Genomic DNA, 14585 nt, shown 5'->3' with positions numbered 1-14585 from the left:
GCCATGACCACCTCTTCATCCCACCTCAAGATCGATTTCGTCTCCGATGTGTCTTGCCCCTGGTGCGCCGTTGGCCTGAGTTCGCTCGAGGCGGCGCTCAAGAGGGTGGCACCGGAGGTCACCGCGGAACTGCACTTCCAGCCCTTCGAGCTGAATCCGCAGATGCCGCCCGAAGGGCAGGACACGTTCGAGCACCTGAACCAGAAGTACGGCTCCTCGCGGGAGCAGCAGGCAGAGGCGCGCGAAATGATCCGCCAGCGCGGCGCGGCCGTCGGCTTCGAGTTCAGCCCCGAGGGCCGGCCCCGGGTCTACAACACCTTCAACGCACACCGGCTGCTGCACTGGGCCGAGCTCGAGAGCCCGGCCAAGCAGGCGGCGCTCAAGAAGCTGCTGCTCAAGGCCTACTTCACCGACAGCCAGAACCCTTCGGACCCCGAGGTGCTCGTGCGCGCGGCGACCGAAGCGGGCCTCGATGCGGCACGGGCCCGCGAAATTCTGGCGAGCGACGAGTACGCCGCCGAGACCCGCGAGCGCGAGCGCATGTACACCGATGCCGGCATCCACTCGGTGCCCGCGATCATCATCAACGACCAGCACCTGATCTCCGGCGGCCAGCCGGTCGAGGTGTTCGAGCGGGCGCTCAAGCAGATCGCCGGCGCTGCCCCACCGACCCTGTCCGTGGCCTGACCGCGGGGCGCGCGGGCGCCTTCTTTGCGCGGCGTTACGAAAGTAAAGAGCGTCAACTCGGGGCGGGGTGCGGCAGTTGAGAGGAGCATCCTCGTCACTGCCCCCAAGGAGTCCCATGAAGAAGAAAAACCTGTTCGCCGCGCTTGCGCTGATGGCCGCGGTGTCCCTGCCGGCCCTGGCCGACGAATACGGCAAGCACCCGTTCTACCTGCACGCACTGTCCGACCTGCGCACGGCCGCCTGGCAGGTGGACCATCGCCGTCCCGAAGACGGGCAGGTCTCGCAGGACGAACTCGTGGTGCACGACGAGATCCGCGCGGCCATCGGCGATCTGCAGCGCGCCGCGTGGCTCGACGGCAAGCCCATCGAATGGCGCGAGCCGACCGATGTCTGGCTGCCGCGCGAAGGCCGGCTGCATGCGGCCATCGATCTGCTGCGCAAGGTGCGCTCGGATGTGGCGCGCGAAGAAGACGATCCGCGCTCGCGGTCGTTCCAGCAGCGCGGCCTGGCGCACGTCGACGTGGCGCTCAATGCGGCGCAGCACGCCGTGGACGATGTTCGCCGCCACGACATGCGCAGGGAGTGACGCCGGTGGCAGTCGCCGACTCGTGGCCGTTCCGCAGGGCGTCGATGGCGCTCGGCGCGTGTGCCCTGGCGTTGCTGGCGGCCTGCGCAACCGCACCTGACAGCGGCCGGGCACTCGTCTCGGTCTCGCTGCCGTCCGCGCCGGCCGATGAAGCCACGCGCCTGCGCTGGCTCGACCGGGTGAGCTGGGGCGCCAACACCGGCAGCGAAGCGCAGCTCGCGCAACGCGGCCTCGCGCTGTGGATGCGCGATCAGTTGAATCCGCGCCCGGCGCCGCTGCCGCCCGCGGCGCAGGCGCAGATCGATGCAATGACGATCTCGCGCACACCGCTCGACCAGCTCGTCATCGGCCTCGACGCCCAGCGCAAGGCCGCCGATGCATTGCCCGACGAAGAGCAGAAGAAGGCCGCGCGACAGGCCTACCAGCAGGAACTGACCCGGCTCGCCCGCGAGGCGCAGCAACGCTTCGTGCTGCGCGCGCTGTACTCGCCCAACCAGCTGCAGGAGCAGATGACCTGGTTCTGGATGAACCACTTCAACGTCAACCTGCGCAAGGACAACATCCGCGCGCTGGTCGGCGACTACGAAGAGAACGCGATCCGCCCGCATGCGCTCGGCAAGTTCCGCGACCTGCTCGGCGCCACGCTGCACCACCCCGCGATGCTGCGCTACCTGGACAACGCGCAGAACGCCGCCAACCGCATCAACGAGAACTACGCGCGCGAGCTGATGGAGCTGCACACGCTGGGCGTGGGCGGCGGCTATTCGCAGGCCGATGTGCAGGAGCTCGCACGCGTGCTCACCGGCGTGGGCGTGAGCCAGCAGCCGCTCGACGCGGCGCCGCCGAACATCCGGCCCGCGGTGCGTGCGGACTATGTGCGCAAGGGGCTCTTCGAGTTCAACCCGAACCGGCACGACTACGGTGCCAAGACGTTGCTGGGCCAGCCGATACAGGCGCGTGGTCTCGCGGAAGCCGACGAGGCGCTGGACCGCTTGGCGCGCGCGCCCGCCACCGCGCGCCTCATCTCGCGCAAGCTCGCGGTGTACTTCGTCGCCGACGAGCCGTCACCCGCGCTGATCGACCGCATGGCTGCCGCCTTCACGCGCAGCGATGGCGACATCGCAATCACATTGAAGGCGCTGTTCGAATCGCCCGAGTTCGCCGCTTCGCTCGGCCGCAAGTTCCGCGACCCGGTGCATTACGTGATGGCCGGCGTGCGGCTCGCGTACGACGACCGCGTGGTGCTCAACGTGAACCCGATGCTCAACTGGATCAACCGCATGGGCGAGCCGCTGTATGGGCACGAGACGCCCGACGGCTATCCACTCAACGAGGCCGCATGGGCGAGTGCGGGGCAGATGAACACGCGCTTCGAAATCGCGCGGGCCATCGGAGCGAACGGGGCCGTGTTGTTCCGCGCCGACGACAAGGCGCCGCTGGAGAAGCCCGCGTTTCCGCCACTGGCCGAATCGAGTGCGGTCCGCGCGATGCAGGTCGGGCTGAGCACCGATACGCGCGAAGCGCTCGCGCAAGCGAAGACCCCGCAGGAATGGAACACCTTCCTGCTCGCATCGCCCGAGCTGATGCGTCGTTGAGCAGAAAGGACCACGCCATGCAACGCCGAGAACTCCTGAAGCTGATCGCCGCCGCCCCGCTCGCGGGCGCCGCCGGCCAATTGATCGCCGCGCCCGCCGCCGAGGGCGCCAAGCTGCTCGTCGTGTTCCTGCGCGGCGCCTACGACTGCACCAGCCTGCTCGTGCCGACCGCCAGCGACTTCTATTACGCCTCGCGCCCGAACATCGCCATCGCGCGACCGGGCCAGCCCAACGGCGCGCTGCCGCTCGATGGCAACTGGGGCCTGCACCCGGCGCTTGCGCAGAGCGTGATGCCGCTCTTCCAGCAGAAGCAGGCCTCGTTCATCGCCTTCGCGGGCACCGACGACCTCACGCGCAGCCACTTCGAAACGCAGGACAGCATCGAGCTCGGCCAGGCACTCGACAAGCGCCGCGACTACCGCTCGGGTTTTCTCAACCGCCTGGCCGGCGTGCTCGGCGGCGGCCCGGTGACCGACGTGTCGCCCATCGCCTTCACCGACCAGTTGCCCATCTCCCTGCGCGGCGACGCCAAGGCCGCCAACATGGCGCTCGCAGGCAATGCGCGCCCGGGCATCGATGCGAGGCAGAGCCAGATCATCGCGGCCATGTACCGCAACACATCGCTCGCGCAGCCGGTGGCCGAAGGCTTTCAGGTGCGCGACGAAGTCATGCGCGCGGTGCAGGCCGAGATGGACGCGGCCAGCCGCAATGCGATGAGCGCCAAGGGCTTCGAGCTCGTCGCGCGCCGCATGGCCGTGCTGATGCGCGACCGCTTCGACCTGGGCTTTGTCGACGTCGGCGGCTGGGACACGCACGTGGGGCAGGGCGCCGCCACCGGCTACCTCGCCAACCGATTCGAAGAACTGGGCCGCGGCGTCGCCGGCTTCGCAGAGGAGTTGGGCGAGGACTCCTGGCGCCAGACCGTGGTGGTCGTCATCAGCGAATTCGGCCGCACCTTCCGCGAGAACGGCAACCGCGGCACCGACCATGGCCACGGCACCGTCTATTGGGTGCTCGGCGGCGGCCTCTCGGCCGAGGCGGGCGGGCGCATCGTCGGCGAGCAGCAGGCACTGACGCAGGCCACGCTGTTCCAGAACCGCGACTACCCGGTGCTCAACGAATACCGGGCGGTGTTCGGCGGCTTGTTCAGGCGGATGTACGGGCTCTCGCCCGCGCAGCTCGGGCGGGTGTTCGAGGGCGTGGCGCCGCGCGAGCTGCGGCTGGTCTGACCGCAGGGCGGCAACTCATGTAGGCGCCGGGCCATCCGCTGCGGCAATGGTCTTCGGCTCCAGGAACGCTTCCATCCCGAAGACGCCGAACTCCCTGCCGATGCCCGACTGCCTGACGCCGCCGAAGGGCGCGATCAGCTCGGGCGCGATGCGGTTCACCAGCACCGAGCCGGCGCGCAGTTGCGCGGCCACGCGCAGCGCGCGCTGCGGCTGCGACGAGAACACGTAGGCCTGCAGGCCGTACGGCGAGTCGTTCGCGATCGCGATGGCCTCGGCCTCGTCGCCATAGCCGATCACCGACAGCACCGGCCCGAAGATTTCCTCGCGCGCGATCTCCATGTCGTTGTGTACGCCCGCGAAGACCGTGGGCCGCACGAACCAGCCTTTGTCCAGGCCTTCAGGCCGACCCTCGCCGCCGGCCACGAGGGTCGCGCCTTCCGCCAGCCCGCGGCGGATGAAGCGCTGCACGCGCTCGAACTGCGCCTTGCTCGCGAGCGGCCCGACCGCGGTGGCAGGGTCGCGCGGATCGCCCACGCGCATCGAGGCGACGATCGCCCGAATGCGCTCGATGGCGTCGGCCATGCGCGTCTTCGGAATCAGCAGGCGCGTGCCGGCCACACAGGCCTGGCCGTTGTTCATGAAGGCGGCGTTCATCGCCATCGGCAGCACGGTCGGCAGGTCGGCGTCGTCCAGCACCACGGTGGCCGACTTGCCCGAGAGCGCCAGGCTCACGCGCTTCATCGTGTCCAGGCCCGCGCGCGCGATGAGCTTTCCGGTCTGCGTGGAACCGGTGAACGAAATCTTCGCGATGCCCGCGCTGGTGGCGATCTCGTCGCCCACATTTGCGCCGCGCCCGAGCAGCACGTTCACCGCGCCGGCCGGCAGCGCCGCGTCATGCAGCGCCTGTGTCACCACCTGCGCCTGCAGCGGTCCCAATTCGCTCGGCTTGACGACCGATGCGCAGCCCGCGGCAATCGCCGAAGCCAGCTTGCTGCAGATGCTGCCCGCGGCGCTGTTCCACGGCGCGATGAGGCCGGACACGCCCACTGGTTCCATCACCACCGTGGCTTCGCCCAGCCGGCGTTCGAAGGCGTAGTCGCGCAGCACCTGCGCGGTGCTGGCGAAGCACTGCGAGGCGTAGTTGCTGACCCATTGCGAGCGCGACAGCGGGCCGCCGTATTCCTCGATGGTGGCGTCGCGGATTTCGTCGGTGCGCGCCAGCACCGCGGCTTCGAGGCGCCTGAGCATCTCGATGCGCTCGGCTCTGGTGCTGCTTGCCATGCCCGGCTGCGCGCGGTTCGCGGCGGCGATCGCCCGCCTGGCATCGTCGCGGTTGGCCAGCGTCACCGTGCCGATCGATTGCTCGGTGGCGGGGTTGGCGATGTCCAGCCGTTCGGTGCCCTGCACGGGCACGAAGGCGCCGTCGATGTAGGCCTGATCCATGTTCCACATGTTCGTTCTTCCTGCGAAGGGGTTGCCGATGGCCGGTGACTCAGAAGCGGGCGACGTCGATCACGGCCTTCGCGAACACCTCGGGCGCTTCCTGCGGCAGGTTGTGGCCGATGCCGCCGCTTGCCAGCCGGTGCTCGTAGCGCCCAGAGAACTTCTTTGCGTACGCGCTCGGCTCGGGATGCGGCGCGCCGTTGGCGTCGCCTTCCAGCGTGATGGTCGGTACGCCGATCACCGGCGCCTTGGCGAGCCGGTCTTCCAGTGCCTGGTACTTCGCCTCGCCGTCGGCGAGGCCGAGGCGCCAGCGGTAGTTGTGGACCGTGATGGCCACGTGGTCGGGGTTCTCGAAGGCGACGGCGCTGCGATCGAAGGTGGCCGCATCGAAGTTCCATTTCGGCGATGCGATCTGCCAGATGAGCTTGGCGAAGTCGTGGCGGTTCTTCTCGTAGCCGGCGCGGCCGCGCTCGGTCGCGAAGTAGTACTGGTACCACCACTGCAGCTCGGCCGCGGGCGGCAGCGGCGCCTTGCCGGCCTCCTGGCTGCCGATGAGATAGCCGCTGACCGACACCAGCGCCTTCACGCGCTCGGGCCACAGCGCGGCCATGATGCAGGCGGTGCGCGCGCCCCAGTCGCAACCCGCGACCGTGGCCGTCTGGATCTTCAGCGCATCCATGAGCGCGATGATGTCCACGGCAACCACCGACTGCTGCCCGTTGCGCGGCGTGTCGGCCGAGAGAAAGCGGGTGGCGCCGTAGCCGCGCAGGTACGGCACGATCACGCGGAAGCCCGCGGCGGCCAGTTGCGGCGCGACGTCCACGAACATGTGGATGTCGTAGGGCCAGCCGTGAAGAAGAATCACCGGCGCGCCATTCGCCGGGCCGGCTTCGTAATAGCCGACGCTCAGGCTGTTGGCCTCGATGCGCTTGAGCGGCTCGAGGCGCCTCGCGCTGCCAACGGCGGTGCCGGCGGATTGGGCGAAGGCGGGCACCATCGAAGTCATCTGGACGGCGGCGACGCCGAGCGCGGTCTTGGCGAGGAACGAGCGGCGAAGCAGCGGGGAGGAAGCGGTCATCGGGAACTCCTGGAAGTGTGTGTTGAGACACTCCGGAGGTGCAGTCGTCAACCAGTTGCCGCGCGCTCTCCGAAGGGATGGCGCGATTCTTCGATGCGAAGGCGGCTTGCCGATCGGCTTTCGTATGCCTCTGTATCTGGGCTGCGTTGGCCAACAATAAATTTCAATCGCGGCGGTGTGCGGGGCGCTGCCTGTCGGCGCGGGCGTGCGATCGACGGCTCGCCAAGGCCGTCGTGTCGCCCGGATGCTTGCGGGCTTGGCGCCGCTAACCGATCGCGCCCCGCCCCGCGCTCAGCGGATGTACTTGCCCCCGCTGCGCGCCAGCGTCAGGTCCGTGAAGTGCGAGCCGCCGCGATCGTTCTGGTCGATCGTGAGGTCGAAGCCGCCCAGGTTGAGATGGCCGAGGTTCTGCATGGCCGCCAGCATCGATGCGCGCGAAGGCGTGCCGTTGATCCGGCGCAGCCCTTCGACCAGCACCTGGGCGCTGATGTAGCCCTCCAGGCTCCAGTAGCCGATGCGGGTGTCGTCGGCGGCCTTCATCGCCTGCTGGTACTTGGCGACGATCGGGAACGCACCCACGGTCCATGGGTAGGGCATGACCTGTGTCACCGCGATGCTCACGCCCTGGGCAGCCAGTTCGCCGAACACGTCGCCTGCCGAGGAGATGGTGTAGAAGGTCGGCGCGCCGCCTTGCTTGCGGATTTCGCTGACTAGGTCCGCGCACATCTTTCCGGGGCAGAACATCACGATGGCCTGCACTTCCTTCGGCTTGAGTTCTTCGGCCGCCTTCTTCAGGTCGACCTTGCCGGGCGGCTGGTTGACGGCGGTGAAGAACTTCTGCCCACCCTTGCCGAGCAGCCCGCCCATGTGGTCGAACATCACCTTGGATTCGGGAATCTCCAGCGAGAAGAACCCGATCCGCTTGATGCCCAGCACCTGCAGGTGCGAGACGATGTGGCTCGTCTCGTCCTTGAAGCTGCTGCGCACATTGAAGACGTAGTCGTTGCCGGGCTGCCGCAGGCTGCTCACGCCGGTGGCCGGTGCGATGAACGGCACCCGGTTCTCGACGGCAACCTGCGCACCGGCCACAGAGGCCGGCGTGTTCACGAAACCGAAGAGGCTGATCGCGCCCGCATCGACCAAGGTCTTGGCGTTCGCGGCCGCACGCTCGGGCACGTACATGTCGTCCAGCGTGCGCAGTTCGACAAGGCGCCCCTTCACACCACCCGCACGGTTCACCTGGTCGATGTAGAGCCGGGCGCCGCCGACGAACGCCGTGCCGGCCGCGGCCGCGGGGCCGGTGACAGGCGCCGACTGGCCGATCAGGATCTTCTCCTGCGCCGAGGCGACCAGCGTGACGGTCAGGGCGGCAAGGGCGAGCAGGTATTTCATTGACGAGGAGTGGTGAGTACGTGGCGGGGAAGAAACGAACGGTCACAATTGTTCGCAGGCCCGCGTACTTTCGAACAGCGCGAAAAATGAGATGGAGCCACTCGGTTTTCGGCGTAATCGCGAGGTCCGTTGCAAGCCCCGATATGGCAGAAGACCGGCGGCGGTGAACTTGCCCGCATACCATCCCGTCGCCGAAATCGCTCCCCTCGCAGTACAACGATGGCGGTCGCACCACCACGGCTTGTTCCTACGGCCATCGGCACGGGGTGGATCTACCGTTTGAGCGGCGACCCAAGTCTTACAGTGGGGGTGATGCCCGCGTTTTCGCAAGAGGAGAACGAAATGATCCAGCCGTCGATCGAGATCCGCAGTGCCACGTCCGATGAGATTCCGCGCGTCGTCTCAACGATCGTGGCCGCGTTCCTCACAGACCCGCCTGCGCGATTTGCGTGGCCTTCGCCGCACGACTATCTCTTGGCCATGCCCGTGGCCACCGGCGAATTCGCGGGCAGCAGTTTCCAGCATGGCACGGCCTATGTGTCCGCGGACTTCCGGGGCGCTGCACTCTGGTTGCCTCCGGGCGTGGAGCCGAACGGCAGGGCGCTCGAAAAGGTGTTCCGCGACACTGCAAAGCCTGAGCACATGGACGATCTGCTGGCCACCTTCGAAAAGATGGAGCAATCGCATCCTCGAGAACCCCATTGGTATTTGCCGCAAATCGGCGTCGAGCCGAACGCACAGGGAAAAGGCATCGGGGCAGCGTTGATGCGCCACGCGCTCGCCCGTTGCGACCATGAAGGATCGCTGGCCTATCTGGAGGCTTCGAAGCCGCAGAACATTCCGTTCTACCGGCACCATGGTTTCGAAGTGACAGGCGAGATCCAGATGGGTTCGGCACCGCTCGTCACGCCCATGCTCCGCAAGCCCCGTCGACCTTGAATCGTGATCGAGCGTCGGCTCAGTGCAGCCTCAACTTTCGTCTGAAGGGGAAAGGCCGCACCAAACGGCGCTTATTCATCACTGCCCCCGAGGCTGCTCCACCAACTGAAGCTCATTGCCCGCAGGATCGCGAAGCGTTGCAAGAACACCGCCCCATTGCTGCCGCTCCGGAAGCCCGCTGAAGTCCACGCCGAGCGACGAAAGTTCCTTGTACTTCGACTGGATGTCTTCCACGTCGAAAGACAGCCCGGTGAATCGTCCGACCAGTACCCGGTCTTCTTCCGGCGCATCGTCCTCGACACGCTCGACCACCAGGCTCATCGGTCCGGCATCGAATACGCAGAAGCCCTGCTCGCGCCCATCGACCTTCAGTTGCAGGCCAAGTACCTCTTCATAAAAGCGAGAGGCATCGGCAAGGTCGCGGACAAAGATGCGTGCGGTGTGAAGCTGCATGGTCTCTCCTGGCAAGCGCATGGTGGTGGATGGGCTGCATGCTAGGCGCGTACTTCGCCCGCAACAAGGGGCCACGGCGCCGCGCACGAAACAGTCGAGCGGTCGATCAATGCGCGTGCGCACCACGCGGCCCGTGAAATTTATTGTCGCGAAAGCATGCCCGGATACACAGGCATACGGTGTGCGCGGAAAGCCGGGTGCGCCGCCCGAAGAATCGCCTTCGTCATCCACTCCTCACACCGAAAGACTCCCATGACGAAGACGTTCAAGTTCCAAACGATGGCCGCGATGCTGCTGCTCGCCGGCAGCACCCTGGCCCCGCATTTCGCATTCGCGCAGCAACCTCCGGGCATCGGGCGAACCCAATCGCTGAAGCACGACCTGGCCGATCCCGGCCGCGAAGCGATCCAGGTGCGCGTCGATTTCGCGCAGGGCGCTGCCTTCGGCTTTCACTCGCACCCCGGCGAAGAGATCGCCTATGTGCTCGAAGGCACGGTGCAGTACCAGTTCGAGGGCAAGCCGCCGATCACGCTCAAGGTCGGCGACTCGCTGTTCATTCCCGCGGGTACGGTCCACTCGGCGAAGAACGTCGGCAGCGGCAACGCGGCGGAACTCGCGACCTATCTGGTCGAGAAGGGGAAGCCGCTGGTCGTGAGCAAGTGAGCGCCGGCGACGGCGCATCCGGTGCGGGCCGGCCTCGGGTCGACAATCGCGGCATGCCTCACGCCGTCTCTCTCCTTCGCGCCGCACGCCTGGCGCGCAGCGCCAAGCCCTTCCTGGCCCGCGGCGGCTTCAAGCGCGAGCGCTGCGCGGGCTGCCGGCTGCTGCCCAGCCATTGCATGTGCGCCTTGCGCCCGTCGGTGACCACGCGTGCGGGCGTGTGCCTGCTCATGGCCGACATCGAGCCGCTCAAGCCGAGCAACACGGGTTGGCTGATCGCCGATGTGGTACCCGACACCTTCGCCTTCGGCTGGGCGCGCACCGAGACCGATCCCGCGCTGCTGGCCTTGCTGGCCGACCCGAAGTGGCAACCCTATGTGGTGTTTCCCGGCCAATATGCGGCGCCCGAGCGCGTGGTGCACACCGTGCCGCCGCCGCTCGAATCGCTAGATGGTGCGACAGTGAAACGCCCGCTCTTCATCCTGCTGGACGGCACCTGGGGCGAGGCCCGCAAGATGTTCAGCCGAAGCCCGTACCTCGATGCGCTGCCGGTGCTGAGCCTGGAGCCCGAGCAGATATCGCAATACAAGCTGCGCCGCTCCGGCCGCGACGACCATTTCTGCACGAGCGAAGTGGCGGCCCTGTGCATGAGCCTGGCGGGCGAACACATCGCCGAGCAAACGCTGGAGGCCTATCTGGCCGTGTTCACGCACCACTACCTGCGTGCGAAGAACCAGCAGCCCATCGTGTGGGATGGCGATGCGCACCAGCGGCTGCGCGAGGTGCAATGCCAGGAGCAGGCGGGCGCTACGGTTCCTGCCGTCCCATAAAAAATTCGACCGCCCGCGCAACGACCCACGGCACGATGACGTGGTCGCCATCGAAGGGCTGAAGCGTCAGGTCGTGCCCGCTCTCCAGCAGCCGCCGTGCATGCGGATGGGCACTGGTCTCGATGGGCAACTGGCTGTCGGCGCGGCCGTGTGCCAGAAACACCCGCGGCTTTCCGGTCTGCGTGAAAGCATTCATGAAGCCCGCCGACAAGCCGATCACATGGCTCGCCACATCACCGTTGGTCACGCCCAGCGAAAGGGCGTAGCTGCCGCCATCGGAGAAGCCCGCGAACGCGAGGCGCATGGGGTCGATGCGAAAGTGCCCGGCGACCGTCAAGAGCGCGCCGTCGAGCCGCTCCAGGTCGGGCCCGTGCCCGCCGACCACGATGTCCCACGTCGGGTACATCGATTGCGGCGCGAGCAGAAGAAATCCGCGGGCCCGCGCATGCGCCACGAAATGCGGCAGCACCCGGTTGGCCTCGCCGCCCGCGCCGTGGAACATCACCAGCAGCGGCAGCGGTGCATCGAGCGGCAAGCCCTCGGGCACCACCAGCACGGCCTCGCGTCCTTCGGCGAACGAGAGGCCGTGGCGCCCCGGCGGCAACGGGTCCGACGCGGGCAGGGCGCCCGGCCGGAAGGCCAGGCGGCCGGTGAGCGCGCCACCCAGCAGGCTGCCGGCATCGATCATTCGTCGTTCCTCGTCCGCGCGCCGGTTTGCGACGCGCAGGCGATGCCGCGAAACACGGCGCATTGCGCGAACGCCTGCGTCGACAGCGGCAGTTCCTTGCGACGGCAGTACTTGCTCGTGAGCTTGAGCAGCTCCTTGATGTCGCGCCCGCTCGCACCGGCGTAGTCGGCCACCAGCCTGTCGATCACCGCGCCCGGCAGCTCCACGCCCAGTTGCGCCGACAGCGTGGACCACAGGCGCCGCGCGTCGTCGGGGCCCGGCGGCTGGTAGTCGATGACCGCGATGCAGCGCGACAGGATCGCCTCGTCGATGTCGCCGTCACGGTTGGTGGTCATGAAGAGCAGGCCGCTGAAGTATTCGAGCGTGCGCAAGAACTCCGCCACGATCGCGTTGTGCTGCAGGTCGTTGTCGCGGCGGCGGATGTACACGTCGGCCTCGTCGAGCAGCAGCACGCAATCCCACCGCGCGGCGCGCTGCAGGATCTTCGTGAGGCTCGCTTCCACCGAGTTGGCCGTCACGCCCAGTTGGCCCGAATGCACGCGATACAGCGGCTTGCCGACCACCTCGGCATAGACCTCGGCCGTGAGCGTCTTGCCCAGGCCCGGCGCGCCCTTGCACAGGATGGTGGTGCCGCCCGACTTGCCGGGCACCACGTCTTCCACGAGAAAGCTGCGGTCGGCCGTGAGGATGTCGATCAGGTCGCGATGCGCCTGCGGCAGCACCAACCGCTCGCGCAGGTTGGGCTGGTACGTGTACGCCTGCACATGCTGCGCGTGGACCCAGACGTTGCGGTGCCAGTCGAGGTGGAACAGGTGCAGGTAGCAGTGCTGCGGAATGCGGTCGAACCCGCTGGCCACGCCGCTCTCGCGCCAGTAGTGCGCGTCGGCGGCCAGGTCGAAGCGGCGCCGCAGCAGCTCTTCGTCGTTCACGCAGCGCACGGTCGCGCTTTCGGGCATCCGGTGGCACGACATGCCGGCCCGCGGGCCTTCGCCGGCCGTCCAGACGCAGCCGTCGACGCTGAACTGGGCGCCGAACTGCGGCTGCAGCCGCGTGAAGCATGCGAGCTGCTTGTCGTACTCGCGCTTGAACTCGGCGCACTCCTTGTGAAAGCCGTGGTCGGCGAAGAGGCCGGCCAGCGTGCGGCCGGGCAGGTCTTCCGCGTAGAAGCTCAGCCCCCAGGTCATGCCCGAGAAGCGCAGCCGCGGCTCGGTGGGCGGCTCGCGGCCGGCCGCCTGCAGCGTGTTGGCCAGCAGGCCCACCAGCACATAGGCCTCGCCGTCCGTCGGCTTCACCAGGCGCACCGTGTGCACCAGCCAGGGAAGCAGCGCGCCGTCCTTGCCGCGCTGATAGAGCCAGCCGTCGATGAGGTCGCGGCGCAGCCATTCGATCAGCGCCGGGACCATCAGCTCCAGGCTCGGAATAGGCCGCGCGAACGGTTCGCCGTTGAGGTTGTCCAGCGCGAGCAGCTGGAACACCAGGTCGCGCGCACCGGCGGCCATGCCGAGTTGGAAAAGCAGGTTGAGCGAGTGGCCGTCGAAATGCTGGCTGGAGACGATGCGCACGCCGTTGCCGGCGCCGTATCCGCTCAACTGCAAGCCAAGCGGCGACTGCGCGCCGACCTGACCCTGCAGCACAGCGGCCAGCATTTCCGGTATCTCGAGTTCCACGGTGTCTCCTCGTGTTGTCTTCGATGCTAGCCATGGGGGAGGGGGTTGGCGCTTGACCTGGGTCAAGCTTGCGGGAAGATTCGAAACGTCTACGATCCGGACGCACGCAGCGAGCGGCATCCGGGCCCGGCGTCGATCGATTGACTTCAACCACGTCCCAAGATGTTCTCGTTCCGCCGCCGTCCTCCGATCAAGCTTCACCTCGGCGTGGTGCGCGTGGTGCCGCGTCGGGATGTGTGGCGCCACTTGGAAGCGGGGCTGCGGCAAGGCAAGGAACTGCGTCCGAGCCTTCTCGCCGTCCTCGGCGAATCGTTCGGGTATGCGGACGCGGCCGGTGTCGCAAACCCGGGCAATGGCGATGTGTGTGTGGACATCGCCGTTGAAAGTCACTCCCGCGGCGGCTTTACCGACTTCTCCCTTGATTTCGCCGCGCTGCCGCTGGGCTGGAGACCGAAGATCTGTCTTTGCGCACGGCTCTACGACATCCAGGGCGGCGAGCAAAGAATGGTGGCCCGGGTCGTGGAACGAATGAGGTGGGGCGAGTACCTTTTATCTCTCGCAAACTGGAGGGTGCTGTTGGGGCTGGCAGACCCAGTCAGCGATGAGCGATTCGCGAAGATTCTTCTTCTCGCTGGCCAGCGGTTGAAGAGAAAAATCGAAGCTTCGATTTCATCGGCCTGAACTGACATTCTTCGAGTCAACTCGTCTTCTGGAGCAGACCTTGAGCATCATTCGACTTTTGAAGTCTTTGCGGTGGGCCGAAGTGAGCATGAAAGGAGTTTTCATTGAGAAGAAGTCATTTCACTGACGCCAGAGCAGTCGGATCACGCTCCTCATCTCGATCTGCGCTCGGCGCGATATTCGCAGGCGCGTTGCTTGTCGCTGGTGCGGATGTTCAGTCGCAACCTGCTGACGTATCGGGCGCCGACACGCAGAAGAGGACAACAGTCATCGGCTATGCGAGCGTCGCCGAGGCAATGCGGGTACTCAAGGAGAAGCCGGGCTCTTCGGTAACGGTCACAGAGCCAGACAGGTGGACCATCATCAGGGAGGCTGCTCCTGCCTATACGCAATGGTCCTTTACACCCGTGGGCCACTACGCGCATCCGGCCGTGGTCCGGCGCGGAATCAAGATCGCCGAGAACGGTGATGTCTCCATAGAAACAACGTCACTTTGCGAGGCGCAGAAATTGTCCTGCGACAAGTTGCTGGAGGAGTTTCAGCAAATGAACGCACGCGCCAAGCAATCCGTTCAGCAGCGTTTGCAGAACTCCGCGCCGCGTTGACGCGGTTGCAACTACGCGATGTAGTCATGGTTGACGCTCATTGCCTGCCTCC

The 14585-nt window shown here is 66.9% G+C and carries 15 protein-coding genes; 9 read left to right on the top strand and 6 right to left on the bottom strand.

Going from position 1 to position 14585, the window contains the following annotated elements:
* Nucleotides 1-3 precede the first annotated feature (3 nt).
* From QFZ83_RS17225 to QFZ83_RS17210, 4 genes are all read left to right on the top strand, one after another.
* Nucleotides 4-687, top strand: a complete 684-nt coding sequence (locus QFZ83_RS17225) for a DsbA family oxidoreductase (RefSeq protein WP_307508407.1) — start codon at nt 4-6, stop codon at nt 685-687.
* 115 nt (nt 688-802) lie between these two features.
* Nucleotides 803-1273: a hypothetical protein gene (locus QFZ83_RS17220; RefSeq protein ID WP_307508404.1), complete on the top strand. Its 471-nt coding sequence runs from the start codon at nt 803-805 to the stop codon at nt 1271-1273.
* 44 nt (nt 1274-1317) lie between these two features.
* Complete coding sequence (locus tag QFZ83_RS17215) at nt 1318-2868, top strand: DUF1800 domain-containing protein (protein WP_307512736.1); 1551 nt, start codon at nt 1318-1320, stop codon at nt 2866-2868.
* Between the two features lie 17 nt (nt 2869-2885).
* Nucleotides 2886-4097 (top strand): DUF1501 domain-containing protein, encoded by a 1212-nt coding sequence (locus tag QFZ83_RS17210; protein WP_307508401.1) that lies wholly within the window; start codon nt 2886-2888, stop codon nt 4095-4097.
* 15 nt (nt 4098-4112) lie between these two features.
* On the opposite strand, the gene QFZ83_RS17205 is transcribed toward QFZ83_RS17210, so the two are convergent.
* From QFZ83_RS17205 to QFZ83_RS17195, 3 genes are all read right to left on the bottom strand, one after another.
* Nucleotides 4113-5549 (bottom strand): aldehyde dehydrogenase family protein, encoded by a 1437-nt coding sequence (locus tag QFZ83_RS17205; protein WP_307508397.1) that lies wholly within the window; start codon nt 5547-5549, stop codon nt 4113-4115.
* A 40-nt stretch (nt 5550-5589) separates the two neighbouring features.
* A complete protein-coding gene (locus QFZ83_RS17200) occupies nt 5590-6618 on the bottom strand; it encodes an alpha/beta fold hydrolase (RefSeq protein WP_307508394.1) in 1029 nt (342 codons plus the stop codon).
* 291 nt (nt 6619-6909) lie between these two features.
* Nucleotides 6910-8010 carry an ABC transporter substrate-binding protein gene (locus tag QFZ83_RS17195; RefSeq protein WP_307508390.1) on the bottom strand — a complete coding sequence of 367 codons (1101 nt, stop codon included), beginning with the start codon at nt 8008-8010 and terminating at the stop codon, nt 6910-6912.
* A gap of 342 nt (nt 8011-8352) precedes the next feature.
* Here QFZ83_RS17195 and QFZ83_RS17190 point away from each other — a divergent pair, with 342 nt between their 5' ends.
* Nucleotides 8353-8949 (top strand): N-acetyltransferase, encoded by a 597-nt coding sequence (locus QFZ83_RS17190; RefSeq protein WP_307508388.1) that lies wholly within the window; start codon nt 8353-8355, stop codon nt 8947-8949.
* 78 nt (nt 8950-9027) lie between these two features.
* On the opposite strand, the gene QFZ83_RS17185 is transcribed toward QFZ83_RS17190, so the two are convergent.
* A complete protein-coding gene (locus tag QFZ83_RS17185; RefSeq protein WP_307508386.1) occupies nt 9028-9402 on the bottom strand; it encodes a VOC family protein in 375 nt (124 codons plus the stop codon).
* 252 nt (nt 9403-9654) lie between these two features.
* On the opposite strand from QFZ83_RS17185, the gene QFZ83_RS17180 reads away from it, so the two are divergent.
* Together QFZ83_RS17180 and QFZ83_RS17175 are read left to right on the top strand one after the other, a co-directional pair.
* Nucleotides 9655-10065, top strand: coding sequence for a cupin domain-containing protein (locus QFZ83_RS17180; RefSeq protein ID WP_307508383.1), 411 nt, complete (start codon nt 9655-9657; stop codon nt 10063-10065).
* A gap of 53 nt (nt 10066-10118) precedes the next feature.
* Nucleotides 10119-10892, top strand: a complete 774-nt coding sequence (locus tag QFZ83_RS17175; RefSeq protein ID WP_307508380.1) for a tRNA-uridine aminocarboxypropyltransferase — start codon at nt 10119-10121, stop codon at nt 10890-10892.
* Here QFZ83_RS17175 and QFZ83_RS17170 read toward each other — a convergent pair.
* Together QFZ83_RS17170 and QFZ83_RS17165 are read right to left on the bottom strand one after the other, a co-directional pair.
* The gene (locus QFZ83_RS17170) at nt 10870-11580 is read right to left on the bottom strand and encodes an alpha/beta hydrolase (protein ID WP_307508377.1); all 711 of its coding nucleotides are present in this window, start codon (nt 11578-11580) and stop codon (nt 10870-10872) included. The two genes, QFZ83_RS17175 and QFZ83_RS17170, sit on opposite strands and share 23 nt — an antisense overlap.
* The gene (locus QFZ83_RS17165; RefSeq protein WP_307508375.1) at nt 11577-13247 is read right to left on the bottom strand and encodes an ATP-binding protein; all 1671 of its coding nucleotides are present in this window, start codon (nt 13245-13247) and stop codon (nt 11577-11579) included. The genes QFZ83_RS17170 and QFZ83_RS17165 overlap by 4 nt, the downstream gene beginning before the upstream one ends.
* Nucleotides 13248-13409: 162 nt before the next feature.
* On the opposite strand from QFZ83_RS17165, the gene QFZ83_RS17160 reads away from it, so the two are divergent.
* Together QFZ83_RS17160 and QFZ83_RS17155 are read left to right on the top strand one after the other, a co-directional pair.
* The gene (locus QFZ83_RS17160) at nt 13410-13928 is read left to right on the top strand and encodes a hypothetical protein (protein ID WP_307508372.1); all 519 of its coding nucleotides are present in this window, start codon (nt 13410-13412) and stop codon (nt 13926-13928) included.
* Between the two features lie 104 nt (nt 13929-14032).
* Nucleotides 14033-14533, top strand: a complete 501-nt coding sequence (locus QFZ83_RS17155; RefSeq protein ID WP_307508370.1) for a hypothetical protein — start codon at nt 14033-14035, stop codon at nt 14531-14533.
* The last annotated feature ends 52 nt before the right edge of the window (nt 14534-14585 follow it).

Source organism: Variovorax sp. W1I1, assembly GCF_030815625.1.
In the GTDB taxonomy this organism is placed as follows: domain Bacteria; phylum Pseudomonadota; class Gammaproteobacteria; order Burkholderiales; family Burkholderiaceae_C; genus Variovorax; species Variovorax paradoxus_C.
Note: the sequence above shows the minus strand (reverse complement) of the source record. Positions and strands in the feature narration are given on the sequence as shown.

Coding starts and splice junctions, on each gene's coding strand:
- QFZ83_RS17190 (WP_307508388.1), top strand. CDS start 8,353: ATGATCCAGCCGTCGATCGAGATCCGCAGTGCCACGTCCGATGAGATT.
- QFZ83_RS17185 (WP_307508386.1), bottom strand. CDS start 9,402: ATGCAGCTTCACACCGCACGCATCTTTGTCCGCGACCTTGCCGATGCC.
- QFZ83_RS17205 (WP_307508397.1), bottom strand. CDS start 5,549: ATGTGGAACATGGATCAGGCCTACATCGACGGCGCCTTCGTGCCCGTG.
- QFZ83_RS17160 (WP_307508372.1), top strand. CDS start 13,410: ATGTTCTCGTTCCGCCGCCGTCCTCCGATCAAGCTTCACCTCGGCGTG.
- QFZ83_RS17220 (WP_307508404.1), top strand. CDS start 803: ATGAAGAAGAAAAACCTGTTCGCCGCGCTTGCGCTGATGGCCGCGGTG.
- QFZ83_RS17175 (WP_307508380.1), top strand. CDS start 10,119: ATGCCTCACGCCGTCTCTCTCCTTCGCGCCGCACGCCTGGCGCGCAGC.
- QFZ83_RS17210 (WP_307508401.1), top strand. CDS start 2,886: ATGCAACGCCGAGAACTCCTGAAGCTGATCGCCGCCGCCCCGCTCGCG.
- QFZ83_RS17170 (WP_307508377.1), bottom strand. CDS start 11,580: ATGATCGATGCCGGCAGCCTGCTGGGTGGCGCGCTCACCGGCCGCCTG.
- QFZ83_RS17225 (WP_307508407.1), top strand. CDS start 4: ATGACCACCTCTTCATCCCACCTCAAGATCGATTTCGTCTCCGATGTG.
- QFZ83_RS17195 (WP_307508390.1), bottom strand. CDS start 8,010: ATGAAATACCTGCTCGCCCTTGCCGCCCTGACCGTCACGCTGGTCGCC.
- QFZ83_RS17180 (WP_307508383.1), top strand. CDS start 9,655: ATGACGAAGACGTTCAAGTTCCAAACGATGGCCGCGATGCTGCTGCTC.
- QFZ83_RS17215 (WP_307512736.1), top strand. CDS start 1,318: ATGGCGCTCGGCGCGTGTGCCCTGGCGTTGCTGGCGGCCTGCGCAACC.
- QFZ83_RS17200 (WP_307508394.1), bottom strand. CDS start 6,618: ATGACCGCTTCCTCCCCGCTGCTTCGCCGCTCGTTCCTCGCCAAGACC.